Source organism: Actinobacillus porcinus, from assembly GCF_901764995.1.
Taxonomy (GTDB): Bacteria; Pseudomonadota; Gammaproteobacteria; order Enterobacterales; family Pasteurellaceae; genus Exercitatus; species Exercitatus porcinus.
This window is the reverse complement of record NZ_CABFKI010000003.1, coordinates 56,364-82,462: the sequence shown is the minus strand read 5'-3', so window position 1 is coordinate 82,462 and position 26,099 is coordinate 56,364. Positions and strand designations below refer to the sequence as shown.

Here is a 26,099-nt window from a genome sequence, read left to right as displayed (position 1 = left end):
TTATAAAGAGAGAAACATATGTCACATTATTTAAATGTAACTAAAACTGATAATCAACGCAATAATAAAACGGTTATTGCAAGTATGGAAAGTATGTTAAATAAATTAGATGAACTAGACGCATTACTTGCATTAGAATCACAAATTATTGATAATCCATCATTAGAAGCAGATAACCCACTATTACTTGCTAATGCACGTGCTATTTCACGTCAATTCGGTTATTCTTTAGAAGCTGAGGATGAATCTGTATTTACTCGTGTAAAAAATCGTATTAAGGAACTTAAAAAAACATTTCAGATTGGATGTATCGTACCTTTAATAAACGACCATTAAAAGATTCGGTATTACGTAAATTATTAGAACGTTTACAAAACTAGAAGGTGAGAAACTTTCTACTTATAATGCAAAACTTGCAGAGAAGAAATTAGATGTACTCGATAAAGGGTTGTAGCTCCCTTTTTCATTTCGCAGTGCTATAATGGGGATGCCCAAAAGCCTTGACTTATAAGGGTTCAAGGCTTTTAGGTGTAATAGACAAATTTGTTGCTAAAAAGTGGCTTAAAGCCTTATAGTACACGGTATTATGTGGCAGTTGCACAAAGACCAAAATGCAATCGTAACCGCAGTAAAATTTTCGATGCTCTTAACTTCAAAACAGGGTTAAGGGCATTTCTTTTGGCAAATTTTAGCTGATTTTCCCACTTGTTTGCCAATATTATTGGCTTGCGATGTAAATTTTCCCACCAATGAGCGTAGCCAATCCGCTCAACCTTGTCAAAGGTAAGCTGATTTCTCTGTACTTACATTTCAATTCGTTTTTTAGTTAAGCAAATTAGGCAGCCAGTAACTCTTGCTCGTACTTCATTCTTTCATTGAGATTTTTGAAGTAGGACTGGGAAATTTCTTCTGGGCTAAATGCGGTCATACCGATAAGCTCTTGCGTGCGATGATTCCCTTGCCAGTAACCTACCCATTCCCTTAATGGCAATACCCATAAACAACGTTTTAGAATATCACTAAATAGGTCGCCATTAGATTTTTGGCGGTTATCTGACATAAATGCGGCTTGGTTGGCATAATGTAGGGCGTATTTATTGTCGCATTTGTGATGTACACCACGATGTAAATCACGAAAACGAGCATTAAAGGATTCGGCGAGATTGTTATTGATGCCTTTTGCACTGTAACATAAATCGTGATTAACACTCCAACGAGTGTAGTGAAAATCCAAACCTTTATAGGCTGGATTTTCATCACACATAATATTACTGCCTTGTTTTACGAATTGATGGTTTAAAGCCAAGATTGTTTTGGCATTTTCAGTATAGTCCATTGCCACAATAGTTCTATTTGAACCCCATAATGTTTCATCATTAGAAGCACGTTGATTTAAGCTGATGATACAACGTTTAGTCGGTCTGAATTTTGGAAGTTTTCGTCCTTTTTTATCGGCTTTTTGTTTCTGTTTATGGGTGTGTTTAGCGAAGTTAGTTGGACGTAATTTGAAATTAATCCACGCACCATCTTCGTGAATTTCCCCTTGTAATGGCGTTAAATCACGAGTTTTGAATAGGGCTTCACGCAGTTTATGGCAAAGGACGAATGCCGTCTTATAACTGATATTAAGATGACGGCTCATTGTTATTGCCGAAATCCCTTTGACTTCATTCGCAAAGAGAAGAATGGCTGCCAAAATATCAACAAACGGTAGTTTATGAAAAGCAAATGCGGTATTAGTCGTAATATAGAAATTCCGTTGGCAATGTTTGCAGCACCAACGTTTGCGAGATTGAAGAAAATAAGCGTGATGGCGTATGCCGCAATGCGGACAACAAACATCGTGAAGATTATCAGAATTGCCCCAACGGTTTGCTTTTAAAAGTTGGAAGGCTTCATCTTCACTTAGACGGAAGATATGTTTAAGGGATAATGTTTTAGATTTGCTTGAAAGTAAGTAATGAGCCATAAGTATTCCTTGTGTGTACAAGGTACTCAAAGCTAAACGCCAGACATAAAAAATCGCCCACCTGAATTTTCAGGTCGGCTCAAAGCGTTTTGCCTTGAATACCGTACTGCCACAAGAAATACGTGGACTTTAATAAACGAGTTGCAAACCGAAAATAGAGCCTTAATAAAAGGGTTCTACGCCTATATGGTTCGCTATGCTTCTTTGAAAGAAACTAGGCTATATAAATAAATGGTTCATTGGCAAATTGTTATTGTTCATCAATGATGAACGGTAGTTAATATAGAACTACGTTGTTTTTCTGTCAAATAAAAAAGCAACCCATTGCTGGATTGCTTATAAATATGAATAAAATCTTCAAAATATCAACTCATATTAAGAAGTCGGTATGCAGTGATTACTGCAAATTCTGTGCTGGAATTTCGGGGTAAGGATTACCCGTAATATGTGGACTGTACGGATATTTATCGTCATACAATGGTGCAGGTCCAATTTGTCCAGCGATTTTCTCACTTGAGCCAGCGTTCATTTCTACCCCCTGAGCTTTCACCACAACACGGCGGTTAGGACGTAAGCAATCTTTGGCGGTTTGGTCATTGCCATCGCAATGTTTTACTTGGTTTGCCTTACCGTAGCCTACGGCATTGAGTTCAGTGGTTACGCCTAAACGTTGTAATTCCGCTTTCACGGTATTGGCACGGCGTTGAGATAAATCTAAATTATATTCAACAGTTCCCATACGGTCGGTATAGCCTTCAACAACAATCGACTTAACAGGCAGAGATTTGAGCTTATCAGCTAAAGCGTTTACGGTACGGACACCTTCTGCGGTTAAGCTATCCTTATCAAAATCGAATAAGAAATCCGAATTGATATTGAAAGCGTGGTCGCTATTGCAGCCATTTGGATACCATAAGAACGTTTGGGCATTCATGTTTTTATCAAATAAGATTTTGTACTGACAAATTTTGTGAACGCCGTTTTCACGATAGTTAAAAGCATAGTCCCACTCACGCACGCCATACAAACCTTCCGAGAAGTGCGGACGACCGATTAGGTTATATAACTGGCCTTTGTTCATACCACGCTCAATTTGGCGAACGTTAGCCCAGTTTACCCAAGAGCCGACTTGTGTGCCATCGTGATTAAACTTCGTTTGCTCCAATGTTGGAAAGATTGGATTATCGGTTGTTCCCTTATCCGATACGTTTGAAAGATTGCCACAAGCGGTTAATAATGTCGCTAATGTTGCAAGTGCGGTTAATTTTAGTGCTGTTTTCATTTTGTTAAACCTTTTCATTTCTAGGAAATAGGAATGCCCTTAGGCATTCCACTTTTCAATCTATTACCATTGATACATATAGCCAGCACCAAAGGTGGCTTTGCTTTGCGTATCTAAACCTGCTGATAATTTAATAATGTGTTTTGCATTATCAGATGCTCGAGAGTAGCCAACTGCAATCGCATTTTGACCACTACGATGTCCAACACCTACGCCGACACCTGATTTACCTGCTAACATTACTTGCGGAATGTTTGCCATTGCTGCTGTTGAAGCAATACCTGCATCATTACGCTTTTTGTTTTTCTTCACATTATCTGCAAGGTTATCAATACGTTGATTGAGAATATTTCCTTGTTGGTTTAACTGACGAACATTAACAGCATCCGTTGGTGTAACACCATCTTGAACGTTGGTAATGCGTGTATTGTTTGCATTAACGCCTTGTTGATTAATGGTTGGTCCATTATGAATAGCAACGCTATTTACCTTCACATCATCAGCCAATTTCACTTGTACATCACCATTAGCGACGGTTGAAGTGCTGATATTTTTACCATCGCCTTTTACGCCAACGGATTTCGTTAAATCAGAGCGAGTGTAAGTTTTACCATCATCAGTCGTGGTTGTTACACCTGTGACATTCACTACGGCTTCATCTTGAGCATTTGTGGTAATTGTCACGCCAGCACCACCATTAATCGGTTGAGCTGTCGCCGCAATCGCTCCGTTTTCGTCCACTTTTAAGCCTTTACCTAACTTAGCGGATACGGCATAGTTTTTTGTGCCGTTAGCATTGTTGGTTTCAGTAATGGTAATGCCTTTATCCGCTGAAACGGTGGCTTGCGTATTTGTATCAGTTGCTGAAATGGTATAGCCACCTTTAGCATCACCTGAAACTTGAACGTTCTCACCTGCGGTTAATTTCATATCATTGACAAGATTTCCCTTATCATCGTAAGTTAAACCTTCGCCCACTTTGACATTTACGGTGTAATTTTTTGAACCATCCGCATTGTCTGATAAAGTGACTTCCGCACCTTGACCGCCTGTTACCGTAGTACGCATATTATCTACGTTTACTGTAAAACCATTATCTACATCACCTGTCACACGAACGTTATCGCCAGCGTGAACAACGGTAGCTTTACCACCATTGATGATTTGCGTTTTGGCATTAATTGTGTAGCCACCATTAGCATCGCCAGTAATTTCAACGTTCTCGCCAGCGTGAAGTGTTGTGCCATTAGCACGAATAGCACCATTTTCATCAAATGATAAACCGTCACCAATTTTTGCTGAAGCAGTATAATTTTTCGTGCCGTTTGCATTATCATTTTCAGCAATCGTAATACCTTGTCCTGCCGTTACCGTTGCTTGCGTATTGATATTTGCAGCAGCAATATCATCAAGGTTGATACTTTGAATTGCATTTAATGCTTCGGTGACAGCATAAAGTTGTGAACCGTTGATCGCATCAGTTGAAGTTTTTGAAATACGACCAGCCGCCACATTGGTAATTTGGCGTTCTTCGCCTGCTTTACCCACGCTGACAGTTGATGCTGGGTTAGTACCTGCAAAGTTGTATGTATTACCTTGAATTTCAATTGATGAAGTCGGGTTAGCCGCTGCAACGGTTGAATTTGCACCTAAAACCACCGCACCATCAAAACCTGTTCCTACGGTAATGTTGTTACCCATTACCATCACATTATTTGATGCCACGCTGTTATTGTTACCAGCAACAAAAACATCATCGCCTGTAATCGTATTTGGATCGCCAATAGTCGTTGAGCGATTACCTGACACAGTATGACCAACACCGATAGCAATAGATTTATCGCCTGTTACGGTATTTTCAGCACCGATTGCAATAGACTGTTTACCTGTTACGTTAGTATTACGACCGATAGCAATGCCATCGTTAGATGTAACCGTTGAATTTGTACCCATTGCAATAGAATCATCGCCTGATGCAAAAGCATTCACACCGATAGCAATTGAACGCTCCCCTAAATTTTCGAGGTTAGTTTCAGCGAGTTTACGATTGATTTCATCAAGCTCTAATTGTTTGGCAACTTGATCTTGTTCAAGCTGTGTTTTTTCTGCTTGTTTATCTGCTAATTCTTTTTCCTTTTCTGTTTTTAAATCAGCAGCAGCTTCTTCATCAGGTGTTAAAGCTAAATCTTTTATCTTTTGAGTAAGATCATCGATTTCTTCTTGTTTTGCATCAATAGCTTTTTGTGCTTCATTAATATCATTTTGCAAATCTTGAGCTGCTGTAATAATACCTTTAATAACTTCATTGCGAGCATCATAAAGTTTTAGCTTTTGAGCATCTTCTGTAAGCTCTTTTGCTGTTTCTTCTGCATATTGATTAAATAAATCAATTGTAGATTGTTTTAATTCCACCTTGATATTTTCATAATAATTTTCACCATTACCTTTATTTTGACGAATATCATTATAAAGTGTTACTAATTTAATCTGAGCATTAGTATCAGAAGGATTTGTAACAGCAGAATCATAGGCGGCGACATACTCTTTTATTTTGGATGCAAAACTTTCTACAGTTGATAATTGCTTGAGATAGCTATTTTTGTCAAACAGCCAAGCTGATTCATCAGCAGTGAAATCAATATTGTTATAAAAATTATCATAGAATAATGAAACCCATTCACGAAGATAATTTACATCAGTATTAGAAATAAATGCTTTGGTATTTTGGTCGGATACAATTCCGTTATTAACTGAACCAAGCTCATTTTGGAATGTATTTTCAATAAAATAGCTAAGATCTCGCTGAGCAATAAATTCCATACTAGATTTTTTAGCAACTGGTGGCAAATGTAGGAGAGAAACAGCATCAGTTAAATCGCTCGCTCTTTTGGCATAACCTTTACCATAACCTAGATAATCATAGTTAATGGCATTGTAAGATTTAGCAATATTTTGAATGGCATTATTTGTTTCAGAGCTAATGATATTTTTTAAATTGTAGAAAGAATAAAAAGCATCTTTATCCTTGCCATCTATCATATCTACATATGTTTGTTTTCTTAAATTATTGAATACATCAATACTGATTTCAGAAGAAGATACATCACTGACATTTTCTAAATAGTTTGCTAAAGATGAGCCACCTAAACCTCTCTTATTGCTAGTTGTATCATATAAGAAAATGTTTCCTGTATATGTAGGGCCAGAAATATCAAAGTTAAAAGTGTAATAATCTTTACTTTGCTCGTGTCTAGTACCAATAGCATCTTCGTTAGCATCAAATAATCCTTGACGATTAACATAACCGCTAATTATTTCTTCATATTTTTTGATTTCCCATTTATCAGTATAATCGGGGTAATCTGCTTCAATCATTCCTTTTAAGTCAGTAGCTAACTTATTTACACCACTTGTACCATTTGATGAATCAGATAATTTATTCCAATCTAATTTACCTAATTGCGAAGTAAAATCAGTCCAAACTGTTTTATCTCTAGTACTTGCTGAAGAAGTAGATTGAGCATTTTCTTTAGCTTGTTCAAGAGCTTCAATAAGTGATGTTAATTCACTCTGCTTATTAGTAAGTTGGTTGTTAAAGTTATCCAATTGATTGTTTTTATTGTTACTACGGTCAATAATTTCATTTAAATCTCTAATTTTATCATTAAGATTCTTTTGAGTTTGACTATTCACTTCAATATTTGTACCAATCGTACCAATCTCACTTTCTTTTAAGGTTTTATCAGAAAGTAACTCGCTGTACTGATTAAGTTTAGCCGAAAACTCATCACGAGAAAGATTATTACCAGTTGCAATAGAATCATTCCCTTGAGCCATACCTTTAGTTGCAGTAACTATATTGTTATAGCCATCAGTTACGCCTTTTTCTCCAGTAACAAGATTACCTTCCCCAATAGTTGAAGATGTTGCCAATGCTGGATTTACAACCCCAATAGATAAAAGAGAAAGAATAGCCATAGCTAAAGTTTTACCTTTACCACAAGATTTTGCTAATTCCGAAGTAACAATCGATTGACCTAGGGAGTTTTGTTTAATTTTAAAGATTTTGTTCATCTTTCTTTTCCTATAAAAAAACATATAAACATCAAACGAGAAAACTCGCTGACACGGAAAATTCTTAATGAACAATAAGAAGAGAAAAATATATTTATGTTGAAACGGAAGTCGAAATGAACTATAATGCTCAACATAAATTCTTATGTGAATGCATAAGAAGAGAAAAGTTTATAAAGCCACCGCTTTAGTTTAAGCGGTGGTTTTTTATTTGTTGCCGTGCTATTATAAGGCTAATTATTAGCAATGTAAATGTAAAATATATGACAATCAACATTAGCTTTATCCTACCAATCTATAATGTTGCCCCTTACCTTTCTGATGCAATAGAAAGCATACTTCGTCAAAATATATCTAAAGAAATTATTTTAGTTGATGATGGCTCAACTGATGAGAGCCTTAATATTGCATTAACTTATGCGAGACAATACTCTTTTATTTATGTTATTCATTCACAAAATAAGGGCGTAAGTTCCGCTCGAAACATTGGTTTAAGAATAGCGAAAGGGGAATATGTATTATTTTTAGATCCTGATGATTTCTTATATCCAAATCTGAATCTAGAGAAATTGTATTCGCTTGCAAAAGAGCATAATGTTGATGTAATAAAGGGCACCCATTTATTAAACGTCAATGAACAATTTATTGCTTGTTCTCCTGTTTCATCTTCAGTAAACAGTCAAAATGCATACCTAAGTACGCTAAATGCTTTGTTTTATGCTGCTATTCCAAACAATTGGTTTATCCCTATTGGTACTTTTCTGATTAAAAGAAAACTTCTGTTATTAAATCATATAGTATTCAATCAATCCTTACCTTTTGGAGAAGATACACTATTTAATGTTGAGCTATTATTATGTAATGGAATAATTCTTGAAGTAGCTGACTACTTTATGGTTTACCGCCGTCGATCTAATAGTGCAATGACGAAACCTATAGAAAGGAGTAGGCTAGAATCTCAATATAAACTTATTCAACTACTGACAAAAAAACTAGAAACTACAAATAAATTAAATCTTCAAAAACTAATTCAAGTTGTAATCAATATGAATTGTAAACATTTATCTCAAACGATAGAGAATTTAAAAAAAATAGATGGAGAGTATAATGATCTCCTAACTGATAGTATAAGACATAACGCAATGCAATCCCCCATCAGTTTCACGCAAAATATTGGCTAGGCTTTGTATAGCACATTGAGATGTCTCTTGTTTTTCCGATGATATTTGTCAAATTTACTTCTGAATAAAGAATCTTTCGTTCGCTTATCATTTAGATAAAATGAATGCAGATGAGCGGAGAGGGTTATTGGTTTTCTTGGATAGTCTGTCTTAGATTAAAGCGAGAAATTAAATCTCTCGCTTTTCATCAAAATTTAATTATCGGCTGAATTTGCTAATTCATCAAATATAGCTTGGCTGGTATTTGTTAAAATACGTTTTCCTGATTCACTAACTAAACGATATTGATTTAATAGCGTAGTCTCTTCACTACTTAAACTCACATCTTTACCATCATTCATATAAATCTCGCCTTTATTTAACAGTAACCAATTCAAGTTGATATTAAATTTCTCAGCTATTTTTGAAAGAAATTCTGAACTTGGTTCACGTTCACCACTTAGGTAGTTATGTAGTGTTCTTAATGGAGTATCAACGGATTCAGCAAACGCTTTTATAGACAGACCTTGAGCTTCAATAACCATTCTCAATCGTTCTTTAATGCTCATTTTGGCACTCCTTATTGACAAAAAATGCATCTTGTGGCATTATTAAATTATAAATAGTGCCAAATGTTGCACTATGATACAAAATCTTAATTAATAATTAAAGAAAAACTATGGCATCTCACTTCCTACTAACCAGCAAAGCTCGCACGCTTTCATCTATTAAGATAGCTCGCCTATCCGATGATGAAGCATTTAGCTTATTGTGCGAGTTACGCTGGGGAAGTAAAGAAGTGGTGGTTTGCCCTAAATGTGGTGTACAACATCAAGCCTATTTCATCTCTACTCGCAAGCAGTGGCGGTGCAAACATTGTAAACACACGTTTAGCATCACGTCAGGAACTATTTTTGCTAATCACAAGTTGCCGATTCAAACCTATTTATTTGCCATTGCTTTGTTTGTGAATGCGGTAAAAGGGATTTCAGCCTGTCAGCTCTCTCGTGATTTGAATGTACAGTACAAAACCGCTTTTGCCTTATCACATAAAATCCGAGAAAGTCTGATTGTACAGCGTGAGCTTTTTCCCTTGTCAGGCGAAATCCATATAGATGGAACTTATGTACATTCCGCACCACGCCCAAAGAATAAGAAAAGTGAACGTGTGGATAGACGGTTAAAAGCCAATGCCAATCCAAACAAGCGTGCGGTATTGGTTATGCGTGAGCGTTATTCAGAACAAGAAAGGGCTTCTAATCCCCAATTAGTCGGTGCAAAGAGAACCATCACGTTTCCTATTTTGTCAGAAAATACAGAAACCGTGAAGAAATTGGCTGCTGCATATATTGAACCCAATAGCCGTATTCATACCGATGAAAACAGTGCTTATGATGAATTAATCGTGGATTACGACTTACAACGTGTGAACCATCAAAAAGAATATCGCAGTGATGAAGGGATTACCAATAACCTTGCAGAAAGTTACTTTGCACGTTTCAAACGAATGTATTACGGACAAGTCCACAAGATGAGTAACATCTATCTTGATAACTATGCCAATGAAGTCGCTTATCGTGAAGATACTCGTAAACTGGATAATTTAACGATTTTCAACGATATTACCAGCAAATGCCTTTCTACACCATCAGAAAATGCTTGGAAAGGGTACTGGCAAGGTAATCATAGACAAGTAGAAAGGTTAATAATGTAATATGGCAGATCCAATTTACTATACGCAAATTAAACAAAAAATCGCTCAGTTTGAGCGAGAAAAAGAGCAGGTATTAGCTCATCTCGACCTTGTTGAACGCCGCATTAAGTGGTTAGAACGAGCTTTAGAAGCAATGGAAGTTGATAGCAAAGAAATTCAACAATTCGATACCGAGCATTTTCAATATCGAGTTTATCGCAAACAATTTAACGGCAAAATAACGCAATTGATTCAAAAAGTAATGAAAGCCGAACCTGAACGATATTGGCGTGCGTTAGAATTAGCAGAAGCGGTTTTAATTGCAGATAAACAACCGAATACCCCTATATCAAAATACCATACCAATAATATTGGTAATGCAATGACTCGATTAGTAAATAAAGGGGTCGTAGAAAGAATCGTAGTGAAAGAACATAAGATTATTCAATGGAAATGGATACAAAAATAGCGGCAAAATGTCGCTATTTTAGCAATTTCAACCGCCAATGAAACCCTGCACGCTCAACCAATCCCTTTTTCGCTAAACGCAGCAACATTCTTTTTACCACCTTATAATAGCTATCACCTACATCAACAAACTGTGGTTGCCCCACTAACTGTAATGCCCGTTCTGCAATATCCCCACACATCAACCACGTCCCCTGATTTTCCCTTAATACTTGTGCGATTAAACGAGTGGTAATGACAGACTGGCTTTTAGGTGTTTTCGGCACAAATGGAGCTGCCAACTCGCTAATCTCTTGCGTAAAAAGTTGCATTTGCACTGTTAATAAATCTTGTTTTTCTTTCAGTTGAAGTAACCGCTCAACTAATTCATGCTTAAGTAACTTTTGTGCCATAATAAAAATCCCTATTGAGTGAAAATTTCAATAGGGATTTTAATGTTTTCAATCGGTTAAATCTTTGTGCAAGTGCTACATAATACCGATAGTACAAGGCTTTAAGCCCACTTTTTGAAATATGAACAAAAAACTGCCCATTTTGCCAAAGTGCAAGAATAAAGAAACATGGTACATCAAATAATATTCAACGATATTTTTGCCATAAATGCCATAAAACATTTTCCTTCAAAAATAAATTAGATCCAATTAAAATTTGGACTGATTACACATCCGGAAAACAAGCCTATCAACAACTAGCTGTTAAATATCATTGTTCGGTTAGAACTATTCAAAGATATATTGATAAAGCCCCTAAAACAGCCTTAAAACCGCCTTCAAATCGATACCTGAACATCATTATGGATACAACGTTTTTCGGTCGTTATTTTGGCGTATTAGTGTTGATGGATTCAAATTCAAATAATGTGATTTCCCATTATTTTGTGCGAACCGAAAAAGATATTTACTATAAACTTGCTCTGAACAGATTAAGAGAAAAAGGCTATATAATTCAATCAATTACCTGTGATGGTAGACGAGGTTTGATGAAAGATTTATTTAATACGCCGGTACAAATGTGTCAATTTCATATGGTGGCAATTGTGATGAGGAAATTAAGAAAAAAACATCAATCGCAAGCAGGAAAAGAATTAAAAATAATAGTAAAAACATTAACAAAGAGTTCAAAAAATGAATTTTATCTACGATTACATTATTGGTTTATTAAACACCAAGATTTTTTAAAAGAACGAAGTGATAAAGCCAATGAAAACGGTTATTTTCCTTATAAACATCGCAATGTAAGAAGTGCTTATGCCGGTTTAAAGCGTTATATGGATTATATTTTTACCTATGAGAAATATCCTGAATTAAATATAGAAAGGACAACAAATCGTTTAGAAGGACTATTTAGTGAACTTAAACGAAAAATAAATAATCACAACGGGTTAAATAAAAGACGTAAGGTATTGTTTATACAGGATTTTCTAAATAGAAAAAGTTGCTAACATTTAAAGAAAATAAATATTAGCAACTGTTTTGTCTATTTGAGCTGTTTTTGGTGTAATAGCAACAAATTTGTCTATTACACCTTTAATAATCTTTGCCATCTCCAAACACCTCCAAAATACCTGCTAAAAATTTTAGATGTAGATAGATTTTATAAGAGTTAATTAGAGTTCAATTTTACACAAACGGCTTGAAAATACTAGGTTTTTTAGACTTATTTAGATTTACTTGGAGTTAATTATATGACTTAATGGAGGCGTGTCCCGGAGTCGAACCGAGCTACATGGATTTGCAATCCAGTGCATAACCGCTTTGCTAACACGCCATTGAATTGTTGCGCTTAGATACAAAAAAACACCTTTCGGTGCTAATTGTTATTTAATACTTGGTATTAAATGGTGCCCGAGGCCAGACTTGAACTGGCACGCCCCGAAAGGCGAGGGATTTTAAATCCCTTGCGTCTACCGATTCCGCCACTCGGGCACAACGCATTTTTATTTAAGATTGGAGCGGGAAACGAGGCTCGAACTCGCGACCCCGACCTTGGCAAGGTCGTGCTCTACCAACTGAGCTATTCCCGCTTCGTTTTCAGCTTGTTGCTGTCAACGGATGTGCATTCTACGGATTTTCGATTTTGTGTCAACAATAAATTTCAAAAAAATTTAAATTTCTGTTTGTTTGCTTATAAATAATGCAATTTAGATAAAAATAAATCAAAAATCAGCGAAATTATAAGCGATTAAAAATATCCTTTAATCCGACCGCACTTTATGCCAAAATGCGCAGTATTATTTTTCCATTCTCTATGCAAACTTAGGTAAAAACAATGACAAAAGAATATTTACTCGATACCTTGTTAGCGCAAGCAGGTAATCGCACCGATTCGCGCACAGGCGCAGTTTCAACCCCGATTTTTCTTTCTACCGCTTATGGGCATTACGGCATTGGCGAAAGTACAGGATTTGACTATACACGTACAAAAAATCCAACGCGTGTTGTGTTAGAAGAAACCATGGCAAAATTAGATGGTGGTGATGCTGCATTTGCTTTTGCTTCTGGAATGGCAGCGATTCAAGTGTTAATGACATTGTTTACGGCGCCTGATGAATGGCTTGTATCAAGCGATGTGTACGGTGGAACTTATCGTTTATTGGATTTTTTATACAAAAATAACAATAGTGTTAAACCGGTTTATGTGGATACCGGTTCAATCGAAGCGATTGAAGCAGCAATTACACCCAATACAAAAGCGATTTTTGTAGAAACGCCGTCCAATCCATTAATGCAAGAGTGCGATGTGGCCGCGATTTCAGAAGTGGCTAAAAAACACAATTTATTACTCATTGTGGATAATACATTCTTGACCCCTGTTTTGTTCAAACCAATGGAACAAGGCGCGGATATGACGATTTATAGCGCGACAAAATATATTGCAGGTCACAATGATGTATTGGCAGGTATTGTAGTTGCCAAAGGCAAGGAATTGTGTGAACGTTTGTTTTATATTCAAAATGGGGCGGGTGCTGTTTTATCTCCGTTCGATTCTTGGTTAACCATTCGTGGTTTAAAAACCCTTTCGTTACGAATGAAACGCCATCAAGACAATGCGCGTGAAATTGCAAAATTCTTAGCGGAACAACCACAAGTAAAAGATGTACTTTATGCGGATAAAGGCGGGATGTTGTCTTTCCGTTTGCAAGATGAAAAATGGGTGAACACGTTCTTGAAAGCGATGAAATTGATTACGTTTGCAGAAAGTTTAGGCGGTACAGAAAGTTTTATCACTTATCCATCAACGCAAACCCATATGGACATTCCGGAAGCAGAGCGTATTGCGCGCGGTGTGACAAATGATTTATTGCGTTTCTCCGTAGGCTTGGAAGATCCGGAAGATATTAAAGCAGACTTATTGCAAGCTTTTGCGCAATTAAAATAAGCGAAATAAGGTTTTGCAAATTGCATTAATAAATTGACCTAAAGTGCGGTTAAATTTAATATCGTTTTCAGCCAAGTGGCAATAGCCCTTGAAATTAACCCCATTTACTCTTATCTATAGAGAACATTTAACAAAAAGGAAATAAAAATGGCAGAAGTATTACATGCAACAGACGCGTCATTTGAAGCTGACGTATTACATTCAGATGTCCCGGTCTTATTAGATTTTTGGGCACCATGGTGTGGTCCTTGCCGTATGGTTGGTCCAATCTTAGAAGATTTAGCGGCTGAGTATGGCGACAAAGTAAAAATCGTTAAAATGAATATTGATGAAAACCAAGGCACACCGGCACAATTTGGTGTTCGCAGTATTCCAACATTATTACTTTTCAAAGAAGGCAAAGTGGTGGCAACACAAGTTGGTGCATTGCCAAAAGGTCAATTAGCGAGCTTTGTTAATCAAGCACTTTAATTTCTATACCTTGCCTTGTAAAAAAATCCCGATAAGTTCGGGATTTTTTGTTGTTCTGGAAAATGGTGTAATAGACAAATTTGTCTATTACATCAATCGCTATTTGAACTCAAAAAGGAAATAAAAATGTCTTTTTTCAAAGAATTATCAATGAAATCCATATTGACTGGAATGTTATTTTTAAGCTTTGTCAACGGTCTAAAGCGAGACGAATTTTCACCGCGCTTTTTTGTTGTTCAAAATCCCTTCCAATGTTAACAACCCAATAGAAATAAACAGACAGGCCATTAAAATATAAGAGGTTTCGTCCAAACGTTCGCCGATAATAAAGGATACGATGAGCATCATAAAAGGCTCTAAATAACCTAATAAACCCAATAAATAAATGGGTAGCAATTGGCTTGACATAATATAGAAAATAAACGCCGTTCCGCCCACTAAGCCCAATAAAAATAGCCCCCAATAGATATTAGGATTTTGTAGCTCCGCAAAATTAAAATCAATTTGGCCGGCAAAATACAGGGACGCAGGCACCATAGACAGCATCTCTAAGGCAAAGGCAGAAATGTGCAACATATTGAAATGTTTACGCAAAGAAAAGTAGATAGGATAACCTAAGCAAACAAATGCGGTTTCCCAAGAAAATGCGCCTGTTAATATAATTTTGCTCATTACCCCAATAAACGCAAACAATACCGCCAACGCTTTGATGGTAGTTAATCGTTCATTAAAGAAAATACGCCCAAAGAGAACCATTAATAAAGGCAGTAACAAATAACCAATAGACACTTCAATGGCTTTGCCGCTCACGGGGGCATACAAAAACAACCACATTTGCGAGCCCATATTCAGACCGCCCAAAACAATAATGGCGATTAAGTGCGGTTGTTTTTTGATGCGTTTTAAAAACTCGATAAATTCTTGCTGCTTGTGTAACAACACAATGGCAAATAACACAAAAGGCAAGGTCACCAAGGTGCGCACGCCAAAAAGCTGGCTGCCTTCAATCGGACGTAACACGGTAGAAAGATAATACACCACACCAAAACCCAAAGAAGCGGTGACCGAAAAAAAGATACCTTTTATCATAGTTTTTCCAATTTTGCTAAATGCGCAATTAACCACTTAATACCATTGCCTTGGAACGCGATTTGTAAGCGCGTATTATTTTCCGCGCCTTCTACATTAATCACTGTGCCTTGACCAAATTTTTCATGGCGCACTTTTTGCCCGGTTTTCCACCCCGCTTCATTGCTTTCCAAAACACGGTTCACATTCACCGCACTTTGATTGTAGGCACGCGTGACCGTTCCACGCAAACGTACCGCTTGAATACAATCTTCCGGCAATTCGTTAATAAAGCGTGACGGAATATGGCGTTCTTCTTTGCCATATAAACGGCGGCTTTCCGCATAACAAATCGTCAGTTTTTTCTTCGCGCGCGTAATACCCACATAAGCCAAACGGCGTTCTTCTTCTAATCGCCCCGGCTCTTCCAAGGACATAAAACTCGGGAAAATGCCTTCTTCCACCCCAACCATAAACACTCGTGGAAATTCCAATCCTTTTGCGGAATGTAACGTCATCATTTGTACACAAGATTGATGTGGACTCGCCTGTTCTTCGCCGGCTTCAAGCGAGGCGTGAGTTAAAAAGGCGGTTAAATCCGACATATCTTCTGCATCATCAGGCTTAATAAATTCGCGGGTTGCCGTTACCAATTCTTCCAAGTTTTCGATCCGCACTTCGCCCTTTTCGCCTTTTTCTTGCTCATACATTTGATACAAACCGGAATGTTTAATCACAAAATCCGTTTGGGCAAACAACGGCATTTCTTCCGTTTCTTGCGCAAGCGAATTGATCAGTTCAATAAAACGAAGTAACGCCGTTGCCGCACGCCCGGTCAGTTTATTATCTTGAATCGCGACTTGTGTGGCTTGCCATAACGTAATTTGGCGTTCGCGCGTCAATTGGCGCAATGTATCAAGCGTGCGCTCCCCAATGCCACGCGTTGGCGTATTAATCACACGTTCAAATGCGGCATCATCGTGGCGATTATTAATTAAACGTAAATAGGCCAAGGCATCTTTAATTTCCTGACGCTCGAAGAAGCGCATACCGCCATAAATACGATAAGGAATATTGGCGCGAATTAAGGCTTCTTCTAATACGCGGGACTGGCTGTTGCTACGATATAACACCGCGCAATCATCCAGCTTACCGCCGTCTTCCAACCAGATTTTGATTTGGGATGACACAAACAACGCCTCATCCAATTCGTTGAAGGCGGCATAAATGCCTACGGGTTCACCATCGCCGTCTGCCGTCCAAAGCTCTTTGCCTAAGCGGTTTTCATTATTAGAGATCAACTCATTGGCTGATTTTAAAATATTGCCCGTAGAACGATAGTTTTGTTCTAATCGAATGGTTTGTGCTTGCTCAAAATCATCCAAAAAGCGTTGAATATTCTCAATTTGTGCCCCACGCCAGCCATAAATAGATTGATCATCATCCCCTACGATCATCACTTTACCTGTTTCGCCAGCCAATAATTTAATCCATGCATATTGAATATTATTGGTATCTTGGAACTCATCCACCAAAATTTGCTGAAAACGGCGTTGATAGCTTTGCAAAATTAAGGGCTTTTTCAAAAATAATTCGTAAGCGCGCAACAAAATTTCTGCAAAATCCACTAACCCCGAACGGTCGCAAGTGTCTTGATAAATTTTATAAATACGGATCCACTCTTGTTCTTGGCGATCATTCATATCGTCAATCATATCAGGGCGTAAACCATCGTCTTTTTTATGATTGATATACCAACAGGCTTGCTTCGGCGGATACATTTTCTCATCATAATTATGCAGTTTGAGCAAGCGTTTCATTAATCGCAACTGATCTTCACTGTCCATAATTTGGAAATCTTGCGGCAAACCCGCATCCGCATAATGAGAGCGCAATAAACGGTGCGCAATGCTATGGAATGTGCCGACCCACATACCAAAAAGGGAATGATTAGAATGTTGAGCAAGCGTGGCTTGAATACGATGACGCATTTCAGCGGCGGCTTTATTGGTAAAGGTAACCGCCATAATAGCACCTTCGGAAATGCCTTCTACCGCAATTAACCACGCAATACGATGGGTTAGCACACGCGTTTTGCCCGAACCGGCGCCTGCCAATACCAAATAATTGCCCAACGGTGCTGCCACCGCTTCACGCTGTTTATCATTTAACCCATCTAATAATTCTGAAATATCCATAGCCTTCTTGAATCTGTTTTTATTTACAGCAAATTATAGCCCTTAAGCGCAAATTGTCAATGAAAAGGCGGTCTAATAAGTGGCTGTTTATCTTTACAAAGATTCAGTCAACCTTTATAGTTAGCGGGCTCAACTTGATGGTTATGGTTATTCTTTTTCTTTATATTTTCGGAAGGATGTTTTTATGTCTATTTATCGCCAAACACACAAAAATCTGATGAAACTGACCGCTCTTTGTGGCTTGCTTTCCCTTTATTCCCCAACATCAGCGTTAGCGGAAGGCAAACTCAATATTTATTGCAGTCTACAAAGCACCACGTGCGAAAAAGTTGCGCAAGTCTTTGGCGAAAAATATGATGTTAAAACACAGGTTGTACGTAACAGCACTGGGACAGTGTTAGGTAAAATCAAATCCGAAAAGGACAATCCACAGGCGGATGTTTGGTTTGGTGGTACCATTGAACCCCATTTACAAGCAGCGGATTTAGGACTGTTAGAAAAATATCGTTCGCCAAATCAAAAAGACATTATGCCGCAATTCAAAGACATTATGGACAAGCGCGGTGATTATGTGTCTGTCATTTACTTTGTGGAACTCGTGCTGGGCGTTAACACGAAAAAATTAGCGGAACTGAATATTGCCCCACCAAAATGTTTTGCGGATTTAACCGATGAACGTTTTAAGGATCAAATCCAATATACGGATCCGCGCGTTTCCGGCACAGGTTATGCCTTCTTAGCCACCATGGTGACCTTATATGGCGAAGACAAAGCGTTTGAGTATTTTGCGAAACTCAATAAAAATGTCTCGCAGCTAGCGAAAACCGGCATGTCCACCCATAAACTGGCAACAGGTGAAGTGGGGGTTAATGTGAGTTTTATGAATACGTATTTGCTGGAACAAGAAAAAGGCGCGCCTGTGGAAGGCGTTCGTCCTTGTGAAGGCATTAGCTCGACACTGGGGGCGACCAGTATTATTAAAGGCGCGCGTAATTTGGATAATGCCAAAATCTTTACGGATTGGGTGCTCACAAAAGAAGCGCAGGAATTACAATGGCGTGAAACAGGGGCTTATCAGTTGCCAACCAATATTCACGCAGAAGCTTATCCCAAAGCCAAATTGCCGAAAGACAGCCACTTCATTAAGTTGGATGTATTGAAATTTGGTTCCGACAAAGAAAGTAAGCATTTGATTGATCGTTGGGTTGAAACCACGTTAAATCCACAATAAACCGAAAGATTAAAAAGAAGAAATGGCGTTCAAGCAAAATTTGAACGCCATTTTTAGTAGATCAAAACAAAGCCAAAATCAACCGCACTTTATGCGTTCCGCACCACAATAAATAGTGGCGCGCCCTTCCCTTGCAAAGCCGATTAAGGTTAGATCGGTGTCCTGTGCCATTTTGAGCGCAAGTTCAGTGCCGGCGGAAATCGCTGCTAACATTTCTACGCCACAAGTCGCTACTTTTTGCACCATTTCATAGCTCGCTCGACTGGTAACCAACACAAAACCTTGTGGTGTCTGATGTTGCGCATACCAACCTAATAGTTTATCTAACGCCACGTGACGCCCTACATCTTCACGAATGGCCAATAACTTACCTTGAACATCAAAAAAGGCGGCAGCATGTGTTGCCCCGGTTTCCTTGCCTAAGGTTTGTGCCGAATAAACCGCACTTAAACAGTTATCCAATAAACGAATGTCGAATTGCAAAGTGCGGTTTAATTTAGGCAGTTTTTTTGTCACCTGTTCTAATTGCTCGGAACCACAAATACCGCAACCCGTACGACCGGTTAAGGTGCGGCGTAATTCTTTTAGGCGAACAAAACAACGTGTGGCAAGTTCAATTTGCACTTCAATCCCATGACAACTTTCTACAACATCAACGCCATAAATATCGTTAGGTTTATCAATAATGCCTTCCGTTAAAGAAAAACCGATGGCGAAGTCTTCCAAATCCGTTGGAGTGCACATCATCACGGTATGTGAAATACCGTTGTACACCAAGGCTACGGGAATTTCTACAGCAAGAGTTTCGGTTTTGGTTTGGAATGGAAGGTCTGCGGATTTTTTAAAAAAAACAGCAGAATGTGTTATAAATTGCGTCAAAGTGCGGTCCTTTTGGGGTAAGATTTTTAATGTCTATATTAGTGTCTGTAGGGGCAAAATATTTTTTGCCCCCAAACCACCGAAATATCAGGGCGAAAAATTTTTCGCCCCTACAATAAGATCATAATAATACGCGATTTTCTCAGTTCAGATAAAATATAAAAATCCCTTCCGCTTGTTAAGAATTTGTTACAAGTAAATGCTATTTCTGTGATCAAGATCAACTTTTTGCCGCGAAATAAACGGGATTGGTTATAGATTTCCCTAGTAAAAGTGAGTATGCTACGCTTAATTAATCTAGCCTTAGAAGATGTTGTTTATCTCTTTTCTTTTAAGCAACAAACGCTAGGTTAAGTTATTTTTATAAATATAAAAATCTTTTACTTCACTTTTCCAAATGGAATAAGGATTATCTATGCAGATCACAAGACGTAAGTTCTTTAAGGTCTGTGCAGGTGGGATGGCAGGTACTTCTGTTGCAGCGTTAGGTTTGATGCCTAGCGAAGCATTAGCAGCACCTCGCGAATATAAATTATTACGTGCTAAAGAAACACGTCAAACCTGCACATATTGTGCTGTTGGCTGCGGTATGCTGATGTATAGCTTAGGCGATGGTGCAATGAATTCTCGTGGTAAACTGACCCACGTTGAAGGCGACCCGGATCATCCAGTAAGTCGTGGCGCGTTATGTCCAAAAGGCGCTGGCGTATTAGACTTCGTCAATAGCCCGAACCGAATTCAATATCCTGAATATCGCGCACCGGGTTCCAATAAATGGGAACGCATTTCTTGGCATGATGCCATTCATAAAGTGGCAAAATGGCTCAAAGACGACCGCGATGCTAACTTTGAAACCACCAATGCTGAAGGTACGCCGGTTAATCGTTGGTTAACCACAGGTTTCTTAACCGCATCCGCAGCAAGCAATGAAACAGCTCTCATCACACACAAATTCGCACGTGCATTCGGTTTATTAGTTTTAGACAACCAAGCGAGTACCTGACACGGACCAACGGTAGCAAGTCTTGCTCCATCATTTGGTCGCGGTGCCATGACTAACCACTGGGTTGATATTAAAAATGCCGATGTTGTCGTTGTAATGGGCGGTAACGCTGCTGAAGCGCATCCTGTGGGCTTCCGCTGGGCAATCGAAGCGAAAAAACAGAAAGGTGCGAAACTCGCGGTCATCGATCCGCGCTTTAACCGTACAGCTTCTGTGGCGGATTTCTATTCTCCAATTCGTTCAGGCACAGACATTACCCTTTTATTAGGTGTGATTAAATATTTACTTGATCACGATAAAATTCAACACGAATACGTTAAACACTACACCAATGCGTCTTTCTTAATTAATGAAGGCTTTGGCTTTGAAGAGGGTTTATTTACGGGCTATAACGAAGAAACACGTAGCTACGATAAATCCACTTGGTCTTATCAATTAGATGAAAACGGTCAGCCAAAACGTGATTTAACGCTTCAAGATCCGCGTTGTGTCATCAACTTGTTGAAAAAACACGTGGAACGTTATACGCCTGAAATGGTGGAACGTATTTGTGGTACAAAACAAAAAGCATTCTTAGAGTTTGCTGAATTAGTGGCATCAACGGCTGCGCCAAATAAAACCTTAACCATTTTATATGCCTTAGGTTGGACCCAACACACCGTGGGGGCGCAAAATATTCGTTGTATGGCAATGATTCAGTTACTGTTAGGAAATATCGGTATGGCGGGTGGCGGTATCAACGCATTGCGTGGTCACTCGAACGTACAGGGTACAACAGATATGGGCTTGTTCCCATCCATGCTACCGGGCTATATTCCGTTGCCTACAGAAAACGATACATCATTAGAAGCGTTCTTAAATCGTATTACACCAAAAACCGCGGTGGACGGTCAGACAAACTACTGGCAAAACACACCGAAATTTATGGTGAGTATGTTGAAAGCGTTCTATGGTGAAAATGCGACTAAAGACAATGAATTTGGTTTCCATAATCTTCCGAAACAATACAAGAAGAAAATGGATCATATGCAATACATTGACTTAATGGATCAAGGCAAAATTAACGGTTATATCTGCCAAGGCTATAACCCAATTGCCTCATACCCAAATACCAATAAGATTATTTCGGCATTAAGCAAATTGAAATTCTTAGTGGTAATGGATCCGTTAAAAACCGATACCTCTGAATTCTGGCAAAATCACGGCGAATATAACAATGTGAACCCGGCTGATATTCAAACAGAAGTGTTGCGTTTACCGACTATCTGTTTCGCGGAAGAGGACGGTTCTATTGCGAACTCCGGACGTTGGTTACAATGGCACTGGAAAGCCGCTGAACCACCAAAAGAAGCGAAACCGGACGTGGATATTTTGTCTGAAATCCGTGAAGTGATGCTTGAAATGTATGAAAAAGAAGGGGGGCCTTCAATTGATACCATTAAAGCCATGACTTGGAACTACAAAAATCCGCTTGAACCAAAAGCAGATGAAATTGCAAAAGAAAATAACGGTTATGCCTTAGAAGATCTTTACGATACCAACGGCAACCTAATCGCGAAAAAAGGTGACTTGTTGTCTAGCTTTGCCCAATTGCGTGATGACGGTACCACTTCATCGGCAATTTGGATCTATACAGGTCAATGGACGCCAAAAGGCAACCAAATGGAAAACCGCGATAATTCTGACCCTTCAGGTTTAGGTAATACGCTAGGTTGGGCATTTGCATGGCCAATGAACCGCCGCGTGCTTTATAACCGTGCATCCGCGGATTTATCGGGCAAACCTTGGGATCCGAAACGTCAATTGATCAAATGGAATGGTAAAAACTGGAACTATATTGACATCGCAGACTTTGGTACTGCGCCGCCAAATAGTCATGTGACACCATTTATTATGAACAATGAAGGGGTTGGCCGTTTATTTGCCTTAGATAAAATGGCAGAAGGTCCATTCCCTGAACATTATGAGCCAATTGAAACCCCAATCGGTACGAACCCGCTTCATCCAAATGTGGTTTCAAACCCAGTGACGCGTATTTTGGCAAACGATAAAGACAGCTTTGCCAAAGATGCTGGTGAATTCCCTTATGTGGCAACCACTTACCGCTTAACGGAACATTTCCACTGGTGGACGAAAAATGCGGATCTCAATATGATTGCGCAACCTGAGCCATTTGTTGAAATCAGCGAAGAATTGGCGGCATTGAAAGGTATTAGCCATGGCGATGTGGTAAAAATCACGTCAAAACGTGGTTACATTAAAACCAAAGCCGTGGTAACTAAACGGATCAAAACCCTCGAAGTGAATGGTCAAAAAGTTCACACGGTGGGAATTCCGTTACATGGTGGCTTCATCGCAGATGGACGTAAAGCCTATTTAACGAACCGTTTAACCGGACGCGTGGGGGATGCGAATACTCAAACCCCTGAATATAAATCGTTCCTTGTGAACATTGAGAAAACCACGGAGGCACTATAATGTCAGAAGTTCAAGAACAAAACATTATCAAGATCTCCGCAACATCAAGTGTTACGCCACCACCACAAGCGCGTAAGCACGTAGTGGAAGTGGCAAAACTCATTGATGTTTCCGCTTGTATTGGTTGTAAAGCTTGCCAAGTAGGTTGTTCGGAATGGAATGATCTCCGTGCGCCGCAAGAAGAATGTGTGGGGGTTTATGATAACCCGCGCGATATGAATGCGAAGCAATGGACGGTGATGAAATTCAGCGAAGTGGAACAAAACGACCGCCTTGAATGGTTAATCCGTAAAGACGGTTGTATGCATTGTTCAGAACCCGGCTGTCTAAAAGCTTGCCCGGTTCCGGGGGCGATCATCCAGTACGCTAACGGTATTGTGGATTTCCAATCGGATAAATGTATCGGTTGCGGTTACTGTATCGCCGGTTGTCCGTTCAATGTGCCAAAAATGAACGATGAAGATAACCGTGTGTATAAATGCACGCTTTGTGTTGACCGCGTTAACGTGGGTCAAGAACCGGCTTGCGTCAAAACCTGTCCAACAGGGGCAATTCGTTTCGGTTCGAAAGAAGAAATGTTGCATTACGCAGAAACCCGTGTGGCCGATCTGAAATCTCGCGGTTACGAAAATGCAGGCATCTACGATCCGCAAGGGGTCGGCGGTACGCACGTCATGTACGTGTTGCATCATGCGGATAAACCTGAGCTATATTCCGGTTTACCAAAAGATCCAAGCATTGATGTGACGGTGACCTTATGGAAAGATGTGTTAAAACCAGTGGCAGCAGTCGCAATGGGCGGTTTAGCCTTGGCTGAAATTGCACACTATGTTGCGGTAGGCGCAAATGTTGAAGAAGATGTGGAAGACCATCATACTGCCTTTGAAGCCTTAGAAACTGCAGAGAAAAAAGCGGCTGAACGCCGTCAAAAAGGAGCGTAAGAATGAGTAAAAAAGAAAAACTCACGGAAATCACGCAAGATACCAAAATCATACGCCACAAATATCCGGCGCGCGTAAGCCATTGGTTCCTTGTGATAGCTTTCTTTATGACGATGTTCACAGGCGTGGCATTCTTCTTCCCTGACTTCTCATGGTTGCATGAGATTTTAGGGACGCCGCAACTGGCGCGTGCCATTCACCCTATCACGGGTATCATTATGTTTATCGCCTTTATTATCATGGCATTTATTTATGCGCATCATAATATTCCCGAAAAAAATGATATTCGTTGGGCAAAAGGCATTGTGGAAGTGCTAAAAGGCAACGAACACAGCGTAGCTTATAACGGCAAATACAACCTTGGTCAAAAAATGCTGTTCTGGACATTAATTTTGGCAATGGTTACCTTGCTAGTTACAGGCATCATTATGTGGCGTAAATACTTCAGCGGCTACTTTAGTGTCACGACTTTACGTATCGCCATCCTACTCCACTCTGCCAGTGCCTTTGCCTTATTTACAGGTATTTTGGTGCATATTTACATGGCGTTTTGGGTCAAAGGCTCAATCCGCGGAATGGTTGAAGGTTGGGTTACAGTACGTTGGGCGAAAAAACACCACCCGAAATGGTATCGTGAAGAAGTGTTGCCTGAATTAGAAAAAGAAATCGAAGCGAATAAGAACGCGAAGTGATTGAGAACAAAAAGTGCGGTGAGATCAAAATCTACCGCACTTTTTTTATCTAGTATTATGTAACAGTTGCACTAAGCGTTCGTTGAACCTGTCGAAACGTAAGTCTTGCACGGTGCTGAAATGCCTTAGCTCACCAACCGCTATTTCAGCGTTGTATTGTGACATGAAGCATCTCACTAGTAAAAATCCACCACTCTTTACATTAAATTTGTGATCTCCATTCCAGAAATCCAATCCTTTGCTTAATAAATCAAACCTTTGAACGTATGATCATATTGAATTAACAAAGGATAACACCATGAAAATAATTACATTTCTTTTTATTGCCTTTTTCAGCATCAAAAGCGCAGTGGGAACTGCCCCCGATTTGATGTTGTTGCAGACGTATGACAAGCAAAATATCAGCGGTTGGGTGATGTCGGAAAAATTAGACGGTGTGCGCGGTTATTGGGATGGTCAACAGCTTTATACCAGACAAAATCAATTGCTTACTCCGCCCCATTATTTCCTCAAAGATTTTCCGCCCTTTGCCATTGATGGAGAGCTGTTTTCGGAACGTGGGCAGTTTGAAAAGATTTCAGCCATTGTGCGTTCACAAAAAGACAAAGGCTGGGAAAATTTAGCATTGTACGTTTTTGATGTTCCCCATGCTCAGGGAAATTTGCACGAGCGTTTGGCTGTTTTGGCGCAATATTTAAAAGATCATCCAACGGTTCATATTAAAATTATTCCGCAAATCCCTGTGCAATCGCCCCAACATGTGCAGCATTTTTTAGCGGAAATCGAGCAATTAGGCGGTGAAGGCGTGGTGGTGCGTAATCCTAACGCGCCTTATGAATTTGGCAAACGTAGTTCGCAAATACTCAAATTAAAAACCGCACTGGATGAAGAATGTACGGTGATTGAACATCATCAAGGCAAGGGGCAATTTGAAAATGTGATGGGATCCTTGACCTGTGAAAATCATCGTGGGCGTTTTAAAATCGGTTCGGGTTTTACCTTGGCAGAACGCACTAATCCCCCGCCCATTGGTTCGGTGATTAGCTATAAATATCGCGGCTTAACTAATTCAGGCAAACCGCGTTTTGCTACTTATTGGCGCGAGAAGAAATAA

Annotated in this window: 21 protein-coding genes and 3 tRNA genes; 12 read left to right on the top strand and 12 right to left on the bottom strand. The window is 39.2% G+C overall.

What is annotated here, in order from left to right:
* The first annotated feature begins 18 nt into the window (after positions 1-18).
* The gene (locus E7T07_RS03170; RefSeq protein WP_135709475.1) at positions 19-336 is read left to right on the top strand and encodes a hypothetical protein; all 318 of its coding nucleotides are present in this window, start codon (positions 19-21) and stop codon (positions 334-336) included.
* A gap of 499 nt (positions 337-835) precedes the next feature.
* Here the strand turns inward: E7T07_RS03170 and E7T07_RS03165 are convergent, their stop codons facing one another.
* The 3 genes from E7T07_RS03165 to E7T07_RS03155 all read right to left on the bottom strand — a co-directional run bounded on the left by E7T07_RS03165 (position 836) and on the right by E7T07_RS03155 (position 7,325).
* On the bottom strand, positions 836-1,969 hold the full coding sequence (locus tag E7T07_RS03165; RefSeq protein ID WP_135709474.1) for an IS1595 family transposase: 1,134 nt from the start codon (positions 1,967-1,969) through the stop codon (positions 836-838).
* A gap of 397 nt (positions 1,970-2,366) precedes the next feature.
* On the bottom strand, positions 2,367-3,251 hold the full coding sequence (locus E7T07_RS03160; RefSeq protein ID WP_135709473.1) for an OmpA family protein: 885 nt from the start codon (positions 3,249-3,251) through the stop codon (positions 2,367-2,369).
* A 63-nt stretch (positions 3,252-3,314) separates the two neighbouring features.
* Positions 3,315-7,325 carry a YadA-like family protein gene (locus E7T07_RS03155; RefSeq protein ID WP_167874923.1) on the bottom strand — a complete coding sequence of 1,337 codons (4,011 nt, stop codon included), beginning with the start codon at positions 7,323-7,325 and terminating at the stop codon, positions 3,315-3,317.
* A 263-nt stretch (positions 7,326-7,588) separates the two neighbouring features.
* Here E7T07_RS03155 and E7T07_RS03150 point away from each other — a divergent pair, with 263 nt between their 5' ends.
* On the top strand, positions 7,589-8,506 hold the full coding sequence (locus E7T07_RS03150; RefSeq protein WP_135709471.1) for a glycosyltransferase family 2 protein: 918 nt from the start codon (positions 7,589-7,591) through the stop codon (positions 8,504-8,506).
* 194 nt (positions 8,507-8,700) lie between these two features.
* Here the strand turns inward: E7T07_RS03150 and E7T07_RS03145 are convergent, their stop codons facing one another.
* Positions 8,701-9,054, bottom strand: coding sequence for a helix-turn-helix domain-containing protein (locus tag E7T07_RS03145; protein ID WP_135709470.1), 354 nt, complete (start codon positions 9,052-9,054; stop codon positions 8,701-8,703).
* Between the two features lie 110 nt (positions 9,055-9,164).
* On the opposite strand from E7T07_RS03145, the gene E7T07_RS03140 reads away from it, so the two are divergent.
* Together E7T07_RS03140 and E7T07_RS03135 are read left to right on the top strand one after the other, a co-directional pair.
* On the top strand, positions 9,165-10,199 hold the full coding sequence (locus E7T07_RS03140; RefSeq protein WP_135709469.1) for an IS1595 family transposase: 1,035 nt from the start codon (positions 9,165-9,167) through the stop codon (positions 10,197-10,199).
* 1 nt (position 10,200) lies between these two features.
* Positions 10,201-10,647, top strand: coding sequence for a hypothetical protein (locus E7T07_RS03135; RefSeq protein WP_005714765.1), 447 nt, complete (start codon positions 10,201-10,203; stop codon positions 10,645-10,647).
* 13 nt (positions 10,648-10,660) lie between these two features.
* On the opposite strand, the gene E7T07_RS03130 is transcribed toward E7T07_RS03135, so the two are convergent.
* Both E7T07_RS03130 and E7T07_RS10945 read right to left on the bottom strand, forming a co-directional pair.
* Positions 10,661-11,038 carry a hypothetical protein gene (locus E7T07_RS03130; protein WP_135709468.1) on the bottom strand — a complete coding sequence of 126 codons (378 nt, stop codon included), beginning with the start codon at positions 11,036-11,038 and terminating at the stop codon, positions 10,661-10,663.
* Positions 11,039-11,113: 75 nt separating this feature from the next.
* Positions 11,114-11,260 (bottom strand): hypothetical protein, encoded by a 147-nt coding sequence (locus tag E7T07_RS10945; protein ID WP_167874922.1) that lies wholly within the window; start codon positions 11,258-11,260, stop codon positions 11,114-11,116.
* Here E7T07_RS10945 and E7T07_RS03125 point away from each other — a divergent pair.
* Positions 11,197-12,087: an IS256 family transposase, variant Zn-binding type gene (locus tag E7T07_RS03125; protein WP_425455031.1), complete on the top strand. Its 891-nt coding sequence runs from the start codon at positions 11,197-11,199 to the stop codon at positions 12,085-12,087. The genes E7T07_RS10945 and E7T07_RS03125 overlap by 64 nt on opposite strands.
* A gap of 252 nt (positions 12,088-12,339) precedes the next feature.
* Here the strand turns inward: E7T07_RS03125 and E7T07_RS03120 are convergent.
* The 3 genes from E7T07_RS03120 to E7T07_RS03110 form a co-directional block, all read right to left on the bottom strand.
* Positions 12,340-12,413, bottom strand: a tRNA-Cys gene (locus tag E7T07_RS03120).
* 71 nt (positions 12,414-12,484) lie between these two features.
* Positions 12,485-12,571, bottom strand: a tRNA-Leu gene (locus E7T07_RS03115).
* A 22-nt stretch (positions 12,572-12,593) separates the two neighbouring features.
* Positions 12,594-12,669: transfer RNA gene (locus E7T07_RS03110), tRNA-Gly, on the bottom strand.
* Between the two features lie 245 nt (positions 12,670-12,914).
* Here E7T07_RS03110 and E7T07_RS03105 point away from each other — a divergent pair.
* Positions 12,915-14,024 (top strand): methionine biosynthesis PLP-dependent protein, encoded by a 1,110-nt coding sequence (locus tag E7T07_RS03105; protein WP_135709466.1) that lies wholly within the window; start codon positions 12,915-12,917, stop codon positions 14,022-14,024.
* A gap of 147 nt (positions 14,025-14,171) precedes the next feature.
* On the top strand, positions 14,172-14,495 hold the full coding sequence (gene trxA, locus E7T07_RS03100) for a thioredoxin (RefSeq protein WP_135709465.1): 324 nt from the start codon (positions 14,172-14,174) through the stop codon (positions 14,493-14,495).
* A gap of 216 nt (positions 14,496-14,711) precedes the next feature.
* On the opposite strand, the gene rarD is transcribed toward trxA, so the two are convergent.
* Together rarD and uvrD are read right to left on the bottom strand one after the other, a co-directional pair.
* A complete protein-coding gene (gene rarD / locus E7T07_RS03095; RefSeq protein WP_135709464.1) occupies positions 14,712-15,584 on the bottom strand; it encodes an EamA family transporter RarD in 873 nt (290 codons plus the stop codon).
* Positions 15,581-17,761, bottom strand: coding sequence for a DNA helicase II (gene uvrD / locus E7T07_RS03090; RefSeq protein WP_135709463.1), 2,181 nt, complete (start codon positions 17,759-17,761; stop codon positions 15,581-15,583). The genes rarD and uvrD overlap by 4 nt, the downstream gene beginning before the upstream one ends.
* A 184-nt stretch (positions 17,762-17,945) precedes the next feature.
* Here uvrD and E7T07_RS03085 point away from each other — a divergent pair, with 184 nt between their 5' ends.
* A complete protein-coding gene (locus tag E7T07_RS03085; protein WP_135709462.1) occupies positions 17,946-18,992 on the top strand; it encodes an ABC transporter substrate-binding protein in 1,047 nt (348 codons plus the stop codon).
* A gap of 78 nt (positions 18,993-19,070) precedes the next feature.
* On the opposite strand, the gene fdhD is transcribed toward E7T07_RS03085, so the two are convergent.
* A complete protein-coding gene (gene fdhD / locus E7T07_RS03080; RefSeq protein ID WP_246046110.1) occupies positions 19,071-19,859 on the bottom strand; it encodes a formate dehydrogenase accessory sulfurtransferase FdhD in 789 nt (262 codons plus the stop codon).
* Between the two features lie 427 nt (positions 19,860-20,286).
* On the opposite strand from fdhD, the gene fdnG reads away from it, so the two are divergent.
* From fdnG to E7T07_RS03060, 4 genes are all read left to right on the top strand, one after another.
* Positions 20,287-23,352 carry a formate dehydrogenase-N subunit alpha gene (gene fdnG, locus E7T07_RS03075; RefSeq protein WP_139712585.1) on the top strand — a complete coding sequence of 1,022 codons (3,066 nt, stop codon included), beginning with the start codon at positions 20,287-20,289 and terminating at the stop codon, positions 23,350-23,352.
* Complete coding sequence (fdxH, locus tag E7T07_RS03070) at positions 23,352-24,293, top strand: formate dehydrogenase subunit beta (RefSeq protein ID WP_135709458.1); 942 nt, start codon at positions 23,352-23,354, stop codon at positions 24,291-24,293. Before fdnG ends, fdxH begins: the two co-directional genes overlap by 1 nt.
* A gap of 2 nt (positions 24,294-24,295) precedes the next feature.
* Positions 24,296-24,985, top strand: a complete 690-nt coding sequence (locus tag E7T07_RS03065; protein ID WP_135709457.1) for a formate dehydrogenase subunit gamma — start codon at positions 24,296-24,298, stop codon at positions 24,983-24,985.
* A gap of 298 nt (positions 24,986-25,283) precedes the next feature.
* Entirely contained in the window at positions 25,284-26,099 is an 816-nt protein-coding gene (locus E7T07_RS03060) for a DNA ligase (protein ID WP_135709456.1), read from the top strand.